Annotated in this window: 10 protein-coding genes; 1 reads left to right on the top strand and 9 read right to left on the bottom strand. The window is 63.8% G+C overall.

Features of this window, described 5'->3' with window-relative positions:
* Window positions 1-43: 43 nt before the first annotated feature.
* From MC381_RS09625 to paoA, 4 genes are all read right to left on the bottom strand, one after another.
* On the bottom strand, window positions 44-829 hold the full coding sequence (locus MC381_RS09625; protein WP_251977537.1) for an SDR family NAD(P)-dependent oxidoreductase: 786 nt from the start codon (window positions 827-829) through the stop codon (window positions 44-46).
* Between the two features lie 171 nt (window positions 830-1000).
* Window positions 1001-3181: an aldehyde oxidoreductase molybdenum-binding subunit PaoC gene (gene paoC, locus MC381_RS09620; protein WP_251977536.1), complete on the bottom strand. Its 2181-nt coding sequence runs from the start codon at window positions 3179-3181 to the stop codon at window positions 1001-1003.
* Window positions 3182-3184: 3 nt separating this feature from the next.
* Window positions 3185-4135 carry an FAD binding domain-containing protein gene (locus MC381_RS09615; RefSeq protein ID WP_251977535.1) on the bottom strand — a complete coding sequence of 317 codons (951 nt, stop codon included), beginning with the start codon at window positions 4133-4135 and terminating at the stop codon, window positions 3185-3187.
* Complete coding sequence (gene paoA / locus MC381_RS09610) at window positions 4132-4767, bottom strand: aldehyde dehydrogenase iron-sulfur subunit PaoA (RefSeq protein ID WP_251977534.1); 636 nt, start codon at window positions 4765-4767, stop codon at window positions 4132-4134. The genes MC381_RS09615 and paoA overlap by 4 nt, the downstream gene beginning before the upstream one ends.
* Window positions 4768-5172: 405 nt before the next feature.
* Between paoA and MC381_RS09605 the strand changes: the two genes are divergently transcribed.
* Window positions 5173-7671: an EAL domain-containing protein gene (locus MC381_RS09605; protein ID WP_251977533.1), complete on the top strand. Its 2499-nt coding sequence runs from the start codon at window positions 5173-5175 to the stop codon at window positions 7669-7671.
* A gap of 48 nt (window positions 7672-7719) precedes the next feature.
* Here MC381_RS09605 and MC381_RS09600 read toward each other — a convergent pair whose 3' ends face one another.
* From MC381_RS09600 to MC381_RS09580, 5 genes are all read right to left on the bottom strand, one after another.
* Window positions 7720-12714: an AvrE-family type 3 secretion system effector gene (locus MC381_RS09600; RefSeq protein WP_251977532.1), complete on the bottom strand. Its 4995-nt coding sequence runs from the start codon at window positions 12712-12714 to the stop codon at window positions 7720-7722.
* A gap of 179 nt (window positions 12715-12893) precedes the next feature.
* The gene (locus MC381_RS09595) at window positions 12894-13340 is read right to left on the bottom strand and encodes a hypothetical protein (RefSeq protein WP_251977531.1); all 447 of its coding nucleotides are present in this window, start codon (window positions 13338-13340) and stop codon (window positions 12894-12896) included.
* 98 nt (window positions 13341-13438) lie between these two features.
* The gene (locus tag MC381_RS09590; protein ID WP_251977530.1) at window positions 13439-13954 is read right to left on the bottom strand and encodes a hypothetical protein; all 516 of its coding nucleotides are present in this window, start codon (window positions 13952-13954) and stop codon (window positions 13439-13441) included.
* 131 nt (window positions 13955-14085) lie between these two features.
* Window positions 14086-15009 (bottom strand): hypothetical protein, encoded by a 924-nt coding sequence (locus MC381_RS09585; protein WP_251977529.1) that lies wholly within the window; start codon window positions 15007-15009, stop codon window positions 14086-14088.
* Between the two features lie 215 nt (window positions 15010-15224).
* Window positions 15225-16478 carry a hypothetical protein gene (locus MC381_RS09580; RefSeq protein ID WP_251977528.1) on the bottom strand — a complete coding sequence of 418 codons (1254 nt, stop codon included), beginning with the start codon at window positions 16476-16478 and terminating at the stop codon, window positions 15225-15227.
* Between the last annotated feature and the right edge of the window lie 179 nt (window positions 16479-16657).

Raw genomic sequence — 16657 nt, 5'->3', positions numbered from 1 at the left:
TCGTTGAAACCGACCCGGCCAGCTCACCACCCGTTGGCGAATCTCAATCCGCAGGCAAAGCCGTCAACTCGACACCACTTATCGCGCGCAGCCGTTCCAGAAGCGCCTGCTGAAAGGCTTCATCGTTGACCTCACTGGAAGGCTGCTGGCGCCGGCGATGAAACCAGTAGCCGCCGCTCCCCATTGCCTGCTCATCATCGCTAACCGCCAGCCAGGCCTGGGTCTGGTGTCCGGCGTCCAGATCGTCCGACGCCGAGCTGCCGCCCATCTTCGTCGGGACCCAGCCGGGATCGACGGCGTGAACGATGGTGTCAGGCCAGCGCACAGCCAGTGCCATCGCAAGCGTCGTCACCAGCAGCTTGCTCTCGCCATAGGCTTCGCTGCCGGCCCAGCGCCGCTCACGCCACGCCATGTCGTCCTGGGCCTTCCGGGCATCGTGGCCGCGATGCATGCTGCTGCTGATGAAGATCAGCCGGGCTGGCCTATCGAGGTCGGCGGTGAGCACATAGGGCGCCAGCACGTTGACCGCCAGCATGCGAAGCTGTCCCTCGTCGTTCTCCTCCCGCGAGCGATCGAAGATACCGGCATTGTGGATGACCGCGTCCATACGTCCGAGTTCATTGACCTTGCGAGCCAGCGCCCGCGTCTCGTCCAGCCGGCTCAGATCGCCGGTGACCACCGCCAGCGCCCGCTCGGCGGTACTGCCGATGTCGCGGGCACGCGCCGCGGAGCGCGTGTGAAGCACCACCTCATGCCCCTGCGCGATCAGCTCTCGAGCGGCGTTGAGGCCGAGACCGTCGGCGGAGCCGGTAATCAGAATACGTGCCATGCAGCGGTTCCTCCTTGAGCCGATCGACCGCCCTGAGCTGTCGATCGTCATGTGTCGTCTTGCAGGCAGCGGAGATCACACCATCGCCGCCCGACTGACGGAAAGGCCCGGCATGTCCAAGACATGCCGGGCCTTCGGTGGGTAATCGTTCTGCCGGTATTGGGGCAGCGCTTATACCGCTGGCAGCTGGTCGATCATGCGATCCAGCGTGACCGGGTAGTCGCGCACGCGGACGCCAGTGGCGTTGTAGGCCGCGTTGGCAATCGCCGCCGCCACGCCGCAGACGCCCAGCTCCCCGACCCCTTTCGCCTTGAGCGGTGTCGCCACCCCATCGACGGTATCGAGGAAAACGACTTCCTGGTGCGGGATATCGGCATGCACCGCGACCTCGTAGCCGGCCAGATCGTGGTTGGCGAAGAAGCCATGCTCGAGATCGACCGCTAGCTCCTCCGACAGTGCTCCGCCGGTGCCCATCACCATGCCGCCGATGACCTGACTGCGTGCGGTGATCGGGTTGAGAATGCGCCCGGAATCGCACACCGCCAGCATCCGCCGGACGCGCGTCTCGCCGGTCGCCACATGCACGGCGACCTCGACGAAATGCGCCCCGAAGGTCGCCATCAGGTAATCCTCGGTCTGGAAGCCGCCGAAGTTGATCGAATCTTCGGCGCTCAACTCCTCGGTGATCGCCGAGAGCGGGGTGACATTGTCTCCCGCCACCACATTGCCATCACTGAACTCCGGGTCGCTGACGCCCAACCGTTCGGCGATCTGCTCACGCAGCGCGACGCAGGCGGCATAGACACCGGCGGTGGAGCTGGCCGCCCCGAACTGCCCGCCGGAGCCGGACGAGACCGGCCAGGCGCTGTTGCCCAGGCGCACCTCGACCCGCCCCATCGGCAGCCCCATCGTCTCCGCCGCCGTCTGCGCGAGAATGGTGTAGGAGCCGGTGCCGATATCGGTCATGTCGGTCTCGATGATCACACGGCCGTTGGAGAGCGTGGCACGGGCGCCGGACTTCAGGTTCAAGTGACCGCGATAGGCGCCTGCCATACCGTGGCCGATCCACCACATGCCCTCGCGACGCCCGCCGGGAGTCGTGTTGCGATCGGCCCAGCCGAAGCGATCCGCGCCCTCGCGCAGACACTCGACGAAGTGCCGCTCGGAAAACGGGATCGACGGATCGCTCGGGTTGACCTGGGTATCGTTGAGAATGCGGAACTCGACCGGGTCCATCTCGAGTTTTTCCGCCATCTCGTCCATGGCGATCTCGAGTGCCATCAGCCCGGAGGCTTCGCCGGGCGCGCGCATGTCCGACGCTTCCGGCAGATGCATCTCGACCAGATGGTGGATCACTCGGCGGTTCGGTGCGGCATAGAAGTACGGGGTCTGCGCGGTGGCGTTCTCGCCGCGGCCGCCCGGCAGCGTGTGCGAGGCCGCCTCGTGATCGATCGCCGTCAGCTTGCCATCGGCACCGGCGGCCAGCCGGATGCGCTGGATCGTGGCGGAACGATGGGTGGTGTTGTTGATCATGAACGGGCGCGGCAGCGCCAGTCTGACCGGCGCGCCGAGCGCGCGGGAACCGATCGCGGCGAGCACCGCATCGGCACGCAGCCACAGCTTGCCGCCAAAACCCCCACCGATGTATGGGCTCTCGACGCGGATACGATCGGGCTCGATGCCGAACGTGGTCGCCAGCGCCTGACGGTTCCATTCGATCATCTGGCTGGAGGTCCAGACCGTCATCTGCCCGCCGTCGGACCAGTCGACGATGGAGGCGTGCGGCTCCATCATGGCGTGGGTCTGTGACGGCGTGTGGTACATCTGATCGAGCGTGACGGCGGCACTGTCGAACGCGGCGTCGACGTCCCCGACCTGCGTCGACGGCTCGCCGGTGCCCTGCATGCGCTGCCAGCCCGCTTCGAGGTCGACATCGATCGCGTCACGTTCGTAGGTGGTCTCGATCAGGGCAGCGGCGGCCCGGGCCTGCTCGAACGTCTCGGCCACGACCACAGCGATCGCCTGCTGATAGTGTTCGACCACGTCGCCGCCAAACAGCCGCGCGACATTGTAGTTCCAGATACCGAGCGGCTCGATATCCAGCGTGGTGACCACCCCGCGTACGCCGGGCGCACTGCGCGCCGCGTCGGCATCGATCGCGACGATCCGCCCCTTGGCGATGGCCGAGCCGACGGGGTAGCCGTAGAGCTGCCCCGCGACCACGTCATGCCGCTCGTAGGCGTAGGGCGCCGTGCCGGTCACCTTGAGCAGGCCGTCGATCCGCGCATGCGGCTTGCCGACGACCGTAGCGCGGTCGAAAAGGTTCTGGTCTGCCGGTTGATTGAAGTCCATGGATCACCCCTCGGCCAGCATGCCGGCGAGCGTGCGCTCGGCCAGCTGGATCTTGAAAGCGTTCTCTTCGGTCGGGCTGGCGCCATCCAGAAGGCGCGACATCACCGCGTTGGCCCCGTCCGGCAGCGCCGCATCGGCCTGTGCCCGTCGCCACGGCTGTGGCGCCACGCCGCCCAGCGCCACGCGTCCGCTGCCGTCCGACTGGCGCACCAGCGCCACCGAAACCAGGGCAAAGGCGTAGGAGGCGCGATCGCGCACTTTATAGTACGCCTGACGCCCGCCGACCGGCGGCGGCAGCTTGACCGCCGTGATGAACTCGCCGGGCATCAGCGCCGTCTCGATCTCGGGCGTATCGCCCGGTAGCCGGTAGAATTCATCCAGCGGAATCGTGCGCGAGGCACCGGCAGGCGTGACGGTCTCCACCTCGGCATCGAGCACGCGCAGGGCCACCGCCATGTCGGAGGGGTGCGTGGCGATGCAGGCGTCAGAGGTGCCGATAATGCCGAGCTGGCGCGAGAAGGCACCCTGCCCCAACGCCGCACAGCCGGTACCGGGCGCACGCTTGTTGCAAGGCATCGCCGTGTCGTAGAAGTAGGGGCAGCGAGTGCGCTGCAGCAGGTTGCCGGCGGTGGTCGCCTTGTTGCGCAGCTGACCGGAGGCGCCGGCCATCAGCGCCCGCGTCAGCACGCCATACTCCCGCCGCACCCGTTCGTTGGCGGCCAGGTCGGTATTGCTGACCAGGGCACCGATGCGCAAGCCGCCCTCACGAGTGTCGGAGATGCTGTCGAGCCCGGTGCCGCTGACGTCGATCAGGTGGACCGGCGTCTCGATCTCGAGCTTCATCAGGTCGAGCAGGTTGGTCCCGCCGGCGATGAACTTGGCGCCGGGGACTTCGGCCGCCCTCGAGGCCGCCTGCGCCGGCGCGCTAACCCGTTCGTAGGAAAACGCTCTCATGTCGGTTCCCCCGCCGCCTGGTGAATCGCTTCGAGAATATTGGCGTAGGCGCCGCAGCGGCAGATGTTGCCCGACATGCGCTCGCGAATCTCCTCGTCCGTGGCTTCGATCCGCGCCGTCAGGTCCTGCGTCACATGACTCGGCACGTTATCGCGGATCTCCTCCAGCACGGCCTTGGCCGAACAGATCTGTCCCGGCGTGCAGTAGCCGCACTGGAAGCCGTCGTGATCGAAGAACGCCTGCTGCATCGGATCGAGCTGCTGGGGCGTACCGAGACCTTCGATGGTGGTCACCTCATCGCCCTGGTGCATCACTGCCAGGCTCAGGCACGAGTTGATACGCTCGCCGTTGACGTTGACCGTGCAGGCACCGCACTGGCCGTGGTCGCAGCCCTTCTTGGTGCCAGTCAGCTGCAGGTGTTCGCGCAGCGCATCGAGCAACGTGGTGCGGTTGTCGACCGCCAGTTCTCGCGGCTCGCCATTGACGACGAGCGTGAAGGTGGAACGTTCCGGCCCGGCCAGCGAGGTCGGCTGGGCGTTGGCTCGCCAGGGGATATTGGCCGCGACGACCGCACTGGCGGTTCCCACCAGAAAGGTTCGTCGACGCATCTCGAATCGAATGGGAGGGCTCATAAGCTAGGTCCTCTCGAACGCGGCGTCGGGCGCCGAGTCACGGGTTGTCTCGTTATTATGTCGGTCAAGCGAAGTCAGGTTCGCCATGGCTACAGCCTAGTGCGCTCGACGCGGATGAACACGGATTTGCGTAGACGCCAGGCTGATAGCACCCATGATCTATTCTCATGAATCTTTGCCCTTGCCGGACGTTGATCGCGAGACGCCTTGCTCTCTCACCCGCCCCGGCCCACTTCGTTCCAGTCTCTTCACACGTGGGCGCCCCTGACCCGCCATGCCCGCGGTCACGATGGCGCCAGGCTGAATCGGACCGCGCAATTAAAAATACTTAGCTTTCGGCCGATAGACCTATCGAGCGCCTTCTTGATGCGCGTGTTTCCCCCTTGCCAACCGAGACTCTCCCCCATGCTGGCTGACTGGAACCTGCCGCTGGTCGCGCTCTCCTATCTGGTCGCGACGCTGGCTTCGTTCACTGCACTGGAGCTGACACGCCGCCTTCGCCAGACGCTCGGCGCCAGCATGCGGCGATTCTGGCTGTGCTGCGGTAGCTGCGCCATGGGGCTCGGCGTATGGTCGATGCACTTCGTCGGTATGCTGGCGTGGAATCCGGCGGCCGGTATCGACTATGGGCCAGGGCTGACGCTGCTCTCCCTGCTGCTGGCTATCATCAGCGCGGCTCTGGCACTGCGACTGGCCGCCGATCGGGCCACTCGCCGCTGGATGCTGGTTCCCGGCGGGCTGGTCATGGGCAGCGGTATCGCGCTGATGCACTACCTCGGTATGGCCGCCATGGAAATGGGCGGCGGGGACTGGTCCTACGACCTGCCACTGCTGCTGCTCTCCATCGCGATCGCCGTGATCGCCGCCACCGTGGCTCTGGGACTGTTCCGCTTCCACAGCGAGCGGCCCGCCGAGGGGTTCTGGCAGGCTCGGTTGCTATCCGCCGGCGTCATGGGGTTGGCGATCTGCGGCATGCACTATACCGGCATGGCGGCGGTTCGCATGGACATGGCCACCACGCACGACGCGGCGGGTGCCAATACCCTCTGGCTCGCCTTGTCGGTTGCGATCGCGACGCTGATGATTCTCGGCTTCACCCTGATTCAGCTGCTGGCCGACGGTAAGCTCAGTGCACAGATTCGCATGGGGCGAGAGCTCCAGCACCTGCTCGACAGTACCCACCAGACGCTCGATCACGAACGTACCCACGGACGCATGATGCTCAACGCGATCGACGACGGGGTGTTGACCGTCGATCAGCACGGCATTGTCCAGCATGCCAATCCCCGGGCGCTGAAACTGCTCGGCGTCGATGACAGCTTCGACCTGCAACGCCCCTTCGATGCGCTCTGCCACCTGCATAGCGAGTTCGAGACACAGGCCATCGAGTCGCCCCTGGCACCGGTATTGGCACACGGTCAGGTGGTGCATCTCTACTCCGATATCATGCTGGCCGCCTGGGACCAACAGCACCACTTTATCGATCTCAAGGCCTCGCCACTCCACGCCCGTAACGGCGACGTCATCGGCGCGGTCGCGATCCTGCGCGATATCTCATTTCGGCGTGAGATGATGGGGCGACTCGCGCACGAAGCGCTGCACGACAGTCTGACCGGCCTGAACAACCGCCGCGCGCTGGATCAGGAGCTGCTGCGCTACCGTCAACGCCTGGATAGCGGCAACGACTACCTGCTCTTTCTGGATCTCGACCACTTCAAGGTCATCAACGACAGCTGCGGCCATGGCGCGGGCGACGAGGTCCTGCGTGATTTCGCCCGCATCCTGCTCGCCAGCTTCGAACCGAACGACTTCGTGGCCCGGTTGGGCGGTGACGAGTTCGCCGTCATCGTATGCCAGCAGCTGCAGGAAAACGTATTGCGCAATGTCGAGCGGCTGCGGTACGCCGTCTCGACCTACGCCCATGAACACGATGGTCAGCACTACGGTCTGGGGGTCAGCATCGGCCTGGTCGTGATGAACGGTCGCTTTACCTCGATCGACGAGGTCATGATTGCCGCCGACCGCGCCTGCTACAGCGCCAAATGCAACGGCCGCAATCGGCTCAAGATCTACGAGGAGGGCGACCGCCAGGCGCTACAGCGTCAGCACGAAGCCCTCTGGATTCCGCGGATCAAGGATGCGCTGAAGCACGATCGCTTCGTGCTGTATGCCCAGCGGATCGTCCCGACCGTCGCCGCAGCGGGGGAGGAGCGCCAATATCACGAGGTGCTTTTGCGCTACCTCGATGACGACGGTGCCCACGTGGCGCCCGGTACGTTCCTCCCCGTCGCCGAGCGAGGGGACCTGATGCCGGAGATCGATCGCTGGGTCATTCATCACACCTTCCAGATCCTCTCCCGACAGCCGCGACGCGACGGCATCCGCTACCGATTCTCCATCAACCTATCGGGACAAAGCCTGAGCGATGAAGGTCTCGCCGCCTGGATTCTCGAGCAGTTACGCGCGTTCGCGATCCCGCCCGACTTGATCTGCTTCGAGATCACCGAGACCGCCGCCATCTCCGGATTCGATACCGCGCAGCGCTTCATGCAGACGCTCAGTCGCCACGGCTGCCGCTTCTCTCTCGATGATTTCGGTAGCGGCATGTCCTCATTCGCCTATCTCGCCGCCCTACCGATCCATCAGATCAAGATCGACGGCAGCTTCATTCGCGACCTGCCCGGCAACGAGGTGAATCGAGCCATCGTCGCCTCGATCCGCGGGCTCGGCCACAGCCTCGGCTTGAAGACGGTGGCGGAGTTTGTCGAAAACGCCGAGATCCGTGCCATCCTCGGGGCGCTGGGCGTCGACTATGTCCAAGGCTACGGCATCGACCGGCCGGGAGAGCTCGCGCCACGACTCGCCCTCACTGTCGAGTCAAGCGCCCTGACCGACGCCAGATAGCCCGAGTGTGCCGAACGGGCATGTGCCCATCGGCGAGCAGGCGCGGCGCTACAAGCCGCCGCGACCGGGGCGCGATGCCGTCTCGTAGGTCGGACCGCGCACCTCGCGAGGCTCCTGGGTCTCGACCTCTTCGGCTTCCTCCGCGGGGGGCGTCAGGTTGGCAAGATAGTGGAAACGTACGCCGCGCTGCTGCAATCGGGTATGCAGTGGGCTGGCATTGTCCTGCAGAGCGAACCCGCCCCCGGCTACGACCGCCATGGGGCGGTCGGGATCCGCGCCATACTCGAATTTGATCGAGCCGCGCTGCTGCGTGTGCTGCAGCTCTGCCTTGCTACCGAAGCCGATCAGGAAAGGCGGGGTGGCAAAGGCGCTGGGCGAGGAAACCGTGTGCGTGACGCTGATACCGCCGACGCGAAGATTCTCCGGGTTCTTCAGGGCCTCGCGCAGGACCGTGTCGATCCCTTCGTCACCGGCAATGACCTGGTCTTCGAGTGCCTCGCGCACGCTATCCTTGAGCTCGAATTCCGCTTCGGCCGCCGTATTGCGTGCCTCCAGCGCGCTGACCAGATCGGCGAAACGCGGCTGTCGCACCATCAGATCTCGCACCTGTCGCTGGTTCTCCGCCGACGCCCCCTGAAGCCATGGCTGCTGGGCGCGCGTACGCAACTCGTCGCGTTGCGCCGTCAGGTATTGGCTCAGCCCCCCTTTCCACCACTGGCCACGACGATTCCCACTTGCCGTATTGGCCTCGTCAGCTGGCCCCTTCGGCGGTGCCAGCCAGCCCTTGGCGGACGGGAGCGCCAGCGTCTTGGTGGCCGAGGCGAACTGGCGTACACCGGTGTCATAGGCACGCTGCTGGCGCACGAGCTGCCCCAGCGCATGCAGTACCGTGTGCTGTTCGTCGTTCAGCGCGCCGCCACCGGCGGTCTGCCCTTCACGCCAGCGCTGCAGTCCCGCCAGCCTGTCGGAGACCGGCCGCGTCTCGGCGTTCGCCGCGTCGATGCCCTCGCGGCGCTCGGGGAATGCCTCCTTGAGCGACTTCACCAACTTGTCGATCGATGCCGGCTTGACCGTCTGGGGCGTCTTGAAAGCGACACTGAAGGTATTGGCCTTCGAGCGGTCCAGCGTGATCTTGGAAGAGATCTCCAATGGCACACGCTGGAACGCGTGCTCGCTGCTCGCGACGGCCTGCACGGGGCGGAACAGCACTCCCGCGCTGGCCTGGGAAAAGAGATCGGTCCGGTGACGGGTTGCCTGCTCGACCTTGCCGCCAGGTCCATGAGTCTCCTTGTGCTCCCGCTCACGGGTAACGAGGTTGAGGCTTCCGGAGAGACCGATGCCGGCTCGGAACCAGGCAGAGGGCGATGACTGGGTATCTCCCAGACTGATTCGCAGGTCCGCGGGAATGGCACTCAGATCCAGTTGTGCCTGTTGGGTCACGGTGCGCGACACCGACGGGTCGTGACCGATACGCAGCAGGTCGAGCAGGCGGGCGTTACGCTGCGTGAAATGGCGCATGACGCTCTGGATCTCGTTGCCATGCAGATTCATGGCCAGGCTGTCCTGAGTGCTTCGGCTCACGCTGCCGTCGAGATCCACACCGGAGAAGAGGCCGGACGATGCCTGATCGTTGATCCGCGGCATGGGGGACTCCGTCACCCCACCGGCAGAGACCAGGAAGGTCCCCCAGGTATTGCTGAGACTGGCAGCCTGCTTACGGGACAGCGATAGCTTCACGCCTTCATCCCGGCGCGCGACTTTCATCTCGTTGCCGCGCTCGGCGCTGGCGCTGGCCGACGTATAGATCGGCACGCCGGGGGCCGGAAAGAGATACGGCGTGGCCAGCGTACCGGAACGGGACGTACCGAGTTTGGTTTCATCCCCCTCGCGCATGCTGCGCACCTGCGTCGTCAACGCCTGTTCCAGGTTGTCGCCGCCCTCCAGCGTCCGCTGCAGATGCCGGTTGAGCGGACGCCCGGACTCAGCGAGATCGCGATTGAGTGCCTCGTGGGCCGCCGCGACGCGCTCCAGACTGCGATAGCTGTTGAACGACGCCGCGGCATACTGCTGCAGCTCCGAGGTGTCGAAGCCGTCGTATATCAGCTGGTCGAAGCGCTGCTTGAGCGCATCGAGGCGGCCTTCCGGCAAGCCGGACGCCGCCTCGCTTTCGAGACCGGCGGCGATCTCATGAAGCGCACGCAGCGTATCGCCGTTCTGAATCAGGCTGGCCCGCAGAATGGCTGTCGGATCGCGTCGATCTCGCTCGGTCTGTCGGGTTGGGTAGGCGATCACCATCCCGCGCTGCAACAGCTCGCCGAGGGCCTGCGCCGACCGGTTGTCGGCCGTGCCGGGATAGCGCAGCAACAGCCGGTGAATATCGGCCAGCAGGTTCGGCGCTTCGGCATCGCCGGCGCGCCCGCTCAGGCGCTGTCGTGCCCGCCCGATAAGGCCCGAATCCGCCGGTGTCTGCTGGCGGTGAATCTCGCCCAGCCGAATGATATCCCCGTAGCTGCGGGTGTCGAGCTTCTCGCCCCAGTGCTCGAGGCTGGTCAACAGGGGAAGACGAGCGTCGGCAGGCTCGCCCTGCCGCAGCGCCTCGACCCGCGCCGCAAGGTCCGCTGGGGCGGCCGCCGGTGACGCCGCCACCAGTTGTGGCAGGCGTGCTACCATGGCGCGTTCTTCCCGGTAAAGCGTCTGCAGATCATCGCGCCCGCCATTCCGGCGCCCCAGGTCACGCATCGCCCGCCCGGCGTCACCTCGTGGGCGCAGGTGATTGGCCATGTCGGAAACCGCATGTCGCTGCCTCAGAGGATTGAGGCTATTGCCGGCAGAGCCGAACACACTGTGTGTCTCCGTGGTATGGGCATCTCCATGGCGCATGCCTTTTCCCGGATCGTGCTGCTGCTGTAGCTGTTCGTGAAGCCGGCCGGCGGCGCCCTCCGCCAGCGGCACCTCGCGAGCCACCCGGTCGCCAGGCTGCCAGGTCGGCGCCCCCGATGCCGACTGTCTCAGGCTGAAACGTCGCCCGCCGGCGCTGGCACTGAGCTGGCCCGAGGCATCCGATGTCACACTATCCACCGGCAAGCCCGCGGGCGGTGCCGTCGCCTGCCAGCGTGCCGTGTCGGGCATCAGGCGCTGCCACTGACGCCGCGCCAGTGAATGCAGGCGCCCTCGCGCATCGAGCAGGTGCAGAGTCTGATCGCCATCAAGCGCCAGATCCCGGGCCGACGGCACGCCAGCCGGCAGCGGGATCGCGATGTCTCGTCCGTCAACTCGCGCCCGGCAAGCACCTTGGTCATCAAGCGTCAGGAAACGATCCCTGTCGGCGACCGCGAAAGCCTGAACGGTCTGCCCGCCCCCGCCAGCGATCGTCTTATCCATCGCCACGCGCGTGCGTCGCTGCGACGGACTCAGCTCATGCAGGTCGTCGACCGGCATGCGGGACCCGGTATACTGAATATCGAGCGGCCTGACCTTCCCATGGCGCAGGATATAGGCGACGTTGTCCAACCCCTGCTCAAGCCTGTCGATGCCGTCGATGCGCGTACTGCTCCAGTTTGCCTCGTCAGGGCCCTGCACACGCAGCGTCCCCTCGTGTAGCGCGAGGTTGCCGCGTCGGCCCAGATCGACCACGTGATCATCACTCGGAGCATCGCGGTCCGCACCCGCGAGCGTCATGACCACCGCATCCGTCAGATTCCAGCCCGGTTGGACATTGGCGTTTTCGTCGATGTAGACGCTGTGCAGCTGATCATGCCGATCCCTGACGAGCAGGTTGAGCCGGCCACTCTCGTCGTGCATGAAGCCTTCGGTCTTGAGCTGGCGACCGAGAAAAGCCTCGATCGGCGCCATGTCGAACGGCACCATTGCGAGCGACTGTTCCGACGTCGACGTCTCAAACAGCCGGCCGCTGCGGTCGGCCACCGAGCGGATCGGCGCATCCTCCTCGCCATCGAGATAAAAGTAGGTCGGCTCTGCCCCGTCACTGCCGACATCCTCGCCGGCAGCGGCCAGCGCCGGCAGCGCGTCGGTTCGGAAAAGCGTCCCCGCCTGATCTGCGGCGTAGAGCACCTGGTCACTGGCGTGGGCAATGCGCGTGGCCTTCAGCGGGCGTCCATCCGCCTGCGTCAGACGCAATGACAGACCGATATCCCGCCCCTCGGCGAAATCCGGCCCCCTGCCTGGTAGCTCGCTGATACGGATACGCGAATTGTCTCGCCGCGGCAGGTCGAAGCGAAAACCGTCGGCACTGATGGAAACATCCCAGGCACCGCTCGGCGTACCGTACACGCGGCCGTCGGCATGTCGGGCCAGCCGTTGATAGCGTGTCTCGTCGGCCAGCGCCTGCCAGTCGCCGCCCTGATCGTCGTAACGATGGACCCGCGTGCCGACCAGCCGATACTGACCCTCGTCACGACTGCCGTGAATGCCGCTGACGACCCCCAGATGCTCGCGGTCGGGCGCGCCGGGGGGATTGGCACGCGCATCGCCCGGTGCACGTCGTTGGCTCGCGCGCAGCGCCCCGGCCATGATTTGCGTCTGCTGGACATGAAAGTCCCGCCCCTGCTGGTCGCGAAAACGGAAACCGCTCCCGTCCTCCTGGCCCTCGACGAACCGGGCATTCTCGTGGTTCAGCCGTTCCTCCAGATAACGTCCGGCGCCGGATGCCATCCGGAAGCGACCGTTCTCGAGTCGAGGACGCTCAGGCTCGTCATTCGCGTCCGCATCGTCGCCACGCGCCGCCTCGGCCCGCCGCGCGTTCAACTCTGTCTGGCTTGGCTTGAAGGTACTGAAGACGCGAAAACCGGGACGCCCCTGCGTGACCTCAGTCTCGGACGTGGCGGCATGGCGCCCCCGCAGGTGCAACAGGCGACCGGCACGCGCAAGGCGACTCTTGAGGTGCTGCTGCACCAGCCCGGCAGTCTCGTGAAGACGGGCTCTCGAGGCCCCCTCGCCGTGCGACGAGCGAGCGGACGGCTGTCCGGCAGTGTCCGAAGAGCGCTGAAACCTGAAAGCATTCAGAGTGGATGAAACCCGGTTCATGCCGAACTCCCGGCGTCATGGAATCACCGCCTGAGTGACCGACCACGCGATAGCGGTTCCATCGCCCTTGATGGCAGAGACAGGAAAAGAAGATCAGCCGGATGGCGTGGATCGGTCCGCGGGTTCTAGGACTTTACAGACAAAACCTAGGGGCCAGGTCACCGAGCGACCATCAACGCTCACAATGCTACGGTAGCTGCAGGCGCAGTCGCGGATGCCAGGCGTCGCTGGGCTCGCGCGAACAGCCGGTAAGCGCCCTCCAGTGCCGACAGGTCTTCCTCGAACTCGGCGAAGCTGGCGCGCGCGAGGGCGCGGCTGGTCCACGCCAATACGTAGCGACCGGAGGCCTCCAGACAGTACTGAACTGCCTGCTCGTGGTTGAAAGCGTTGAGGCTGAGACTTTCACTCATCACTAGAAAACCGTCGTGGCGCGACAGGCGCTCGAGGTCGGCAACGAAGGTGAAGAAGACGACCCGCGCCATGGTCGGATGCGTAATGAAGACGGGAAACTCACGGTCGACTTCGATCATGAAACTGTCCTGCAGCTCGAAATCCTGCCCCGATCCGGGCACCTGGGTAAAACCATGGGCGCGGATGAAGGCCTTGAGAGGATGCTCACGATTCATGGGTTCGTCCTTTCTTTGACGGGCGGTCTCGATGACAGCCGGGCTCGATGACAGGCGGCCCGAAGAGAGAGGATGCGTCTGCCGACTCATGCCTCCGATCAACCCTGTCCTCGGATTCGGTTCGATATCAGCGGGGCAACTGGCACGCCCCTGGCTGATTCGGCAGTCTCGGCTGCTTCGCTCGGTGTTGCGGCCGCAAGAACGCTCTGGCGACGCCTGAGTTCACGCAAGGCCTGTTGAGTCGCCGCCTGATATCGCCCGAGATCGGCGAACGTCGCACTCTGGAGCGGCATTTCGTTCCAGACAATCAGAAAACGTCCTTCTTCCTCCAGGGCATAACGGACCAGCGAGCCAGCGTGGAACCGGTTCAGGCCGAGGCTTTCACGCAGCAGTCGATATGCCGCCTCGAGGTCCATACCCTCGAGATCGACGGCAATCGCGAAGAGGACGACACGATCCCGCTCAAGGCGAACCAGGATGGGTGGGCTATCGGCATCCTCGAGAAGCCAGAGGTCGTTGTCTCCGGTCTGTTTATCCGATTCCCGATCGCTAGCTTCCACTGCCCCACTCTCTCGTATAAACCTCTCGATCTGTGGATATTGCTCAACCCGCATAACGCTACCACTCCGTGTTGCCAGTCCCTCAAGATAACCAGGAAATCCCGATGGGCTCATCGAGCCCTCCAGCGCTAGACGATCCTTGAGCTATCCGTAGAGGCTACTGAGTATCCGTAAGGACGATGGGACTAGCCGTAAGGGCCATTCAAAGCTTGATCAAGGCCATATTGTGAGAGCTCATGTTGAATGCGTTCCTTTTCCCGAGACTTCCTCGCCGATTGATGGTCAAAGCCGATAGCACTTTGCGAAGGGGAACGGTACTGGATAACAATATCGTCATCGGCATCGGCGTAGTCATGATCGAAAACATGAAATCTTTCAGACCGATAATCTTCCAGCAGTTCTTTATTGAATTTCGTGCGTTTCCTGTCGGATTGAATACTCCCCAAGAACTCCTTCTCCAGACCGTCAATGTCTCGCCGCCCCACCCGCTCATCGAGGTAGCTACTATGCTCCCTAACAGTCGATGAACGATATAGGAACCCGCCTTCGAAAGCGGAGTGATCCATCGTATGTGCCGAAGGGCGCATCACCCAACCGTCGACGGTAACGACTTCCGACATCGGGCGCTCTCTCGGATCGCCCAGCACGGTGAAGGTATGATCACCTTCCCAGCTAGCAACGGTCACCGGCATGACATCCTTTTTCGTCTCATGTCGATGCCGCCGATTCCAGGACGCTCTCTCATTATTGATGGCGGCCAGAATATGCTCGGAATACGCTGACAGCTCGCCACAGTTACCGCCAAACACTTTGTTGCGCGAAAAGTCACCACCCAAACCATTATCTCTGACAATATCTAGACGACGCGTCGACTCACCTTTCGTGGCGTAGATGCTCTCTTTCTGATTGCCTTTATAGCAAAGCCTGTCGATCGTCTTTCCCACCGCACTCGATAGTTTAAGGCGATCCATCACCGTATCGGAGACGCTATAGCATTCCAGTTTTGTGGCATCCGGTTTCGAACTGACAACCTCTCTTCTTCCCGAAGACTGAGAATGACCATTTTTCCGGTAATGAACAATGCCGTCTCTTGCCGTGTTGATATGCATGATTCTCTCCTGTCGAAGTTTCCCTCGTATTGACCGCACTGATCCTGATGCCAAGATTTGTCTCTTGCTGCCTCTATTCCGCACAGCACTTCCATATCGCGCACTGCCATATCGCCGTGGCGCGGTCATATTGTCGTCGACCGTCCCCGCCCTACCGGGGAAACAGGGCACGGCCTGAGCAAGTGCCCTGTTTCGTTCGGTTGACGGTCGTACTATCACACGATTTTGGCAATATCCTTGACGATATCGGGCGCGGCCTCGGTCTCTCCAAGCGCGCCCTTATACATGCCGAACAGCATGGAAGCCGGATTCATGCGTCCTCCCTTGAAGGCATCCAGCAGTCCCTCCGCGGCGCCTTTCCAGGTATCCACCATGCCCTTTAAGCCACCCAGCAATGTCTCGCCAAAACCGCCCTGCGTATTGCCCATTCCGTTCAGAACATTGCTGACGCCGGGGATAAACCAGAGTGCGTCGCCCACCGTCGACATGATGCCCTTTATTTCGCTCTTGTTGGTACCATTGTCGAACACATAGTGGCGATCCCGGTCGTTATTGGGTCCGCGCAGCTTGCCGTCATCGGGTATTTTTCCGTAAAAAGCGCTGACGGCTTCTTCATGGCTTGCCCCCTCACTCTTCTTGCTTTCATAGGCGCGCCAACTGTCAGCGAGATGGCCGGCCGGCGTGCCACTTCGCGCATCGCCATCCTTGGTGATGCCTTCGAAATCACCGTTGCCGGCGGCATCCCCCCGGCTCTTGCCATTGGCGGCATGGAGGTTGTCGACATAGTTGAGATATTTCGACGCGTTATAGGCAGCATCAGCCCGCGAGTCCGCATCGGTATTGTTTTCGGTCCAGTCACCGAAGACTTCGTAAAGCGTGGAGCGATTGATGTCTTTCTGGTGGCCCAGATTCTTGAGAATCGGGTTGTCTTCGATGATCTCGTCCGCGGAACGGTTATCACCGGGCGGACGGCCGCTCGCTTCTGTCGGGCGTGTCGCATTGTCCTGCTCCGACTTCACCGCCGGTGCACGCCCCATACCGCCTGTCGGCATCGCGGCGAAGGGGTCGACCCCGGATGATGATGTCCCCGATGATGCGCCCTGAGCCTGCTGGAAAAGCTGCAGGATCTGGCTCACCATGGCGATCTGAACCAGCTTATTCATGGTCGACATCAGGGGGGATTGTCCGCGCTGTTCTGCAGCGCGACTCATCTGCCCGCCGGGCGACTGAACACCCCCCATTGTCGACGTATTGGCACTGCCAGCGCCGCCAAAACTGATCGCCTGGGAACCCAAATTAAGAGCCGTTCCCAAGGAGCCGGCATGGCGACCGACCATCGACTGCCGCGCTTCGAGTGTGGCCCCCGCCCCCTCTGCAGCAGCTCGCCCCGCCGGGGCGCCCCCTCGGGCGAGCGCGCCGCCACCAGCGCTTGTCGCACGCGCGACATGACTTATATCTGGCATCTTCATGTATAACCTCCAGGAAAAGACTACCGCTAAGAATCTGACGCAATGACAACGTCAGTCGACGACTGGATAGCATCCAGGCGCTCTTTGCTGAGTGATGGCAGGCAATCCCGGAGTTCCCTAATGACGCGAAAACCTGGGGTTCAATGACAACGGCAATGCAGACAATTTCGCGATTTCTC

Origin of the sequence: Salinicola avicenniae (assembly GCF_023736115.1) — a bacterium.
Classification (GTDB): Bacteria; Pseudomonadota; Gammaproteobacteria; order Pseudomonadales; family Halomonadaceae; genus Salinicola; species Salinicola avicenniae.
This window is presented reverse-complemented; position numbering and strand designations above follow the sequence as displayed.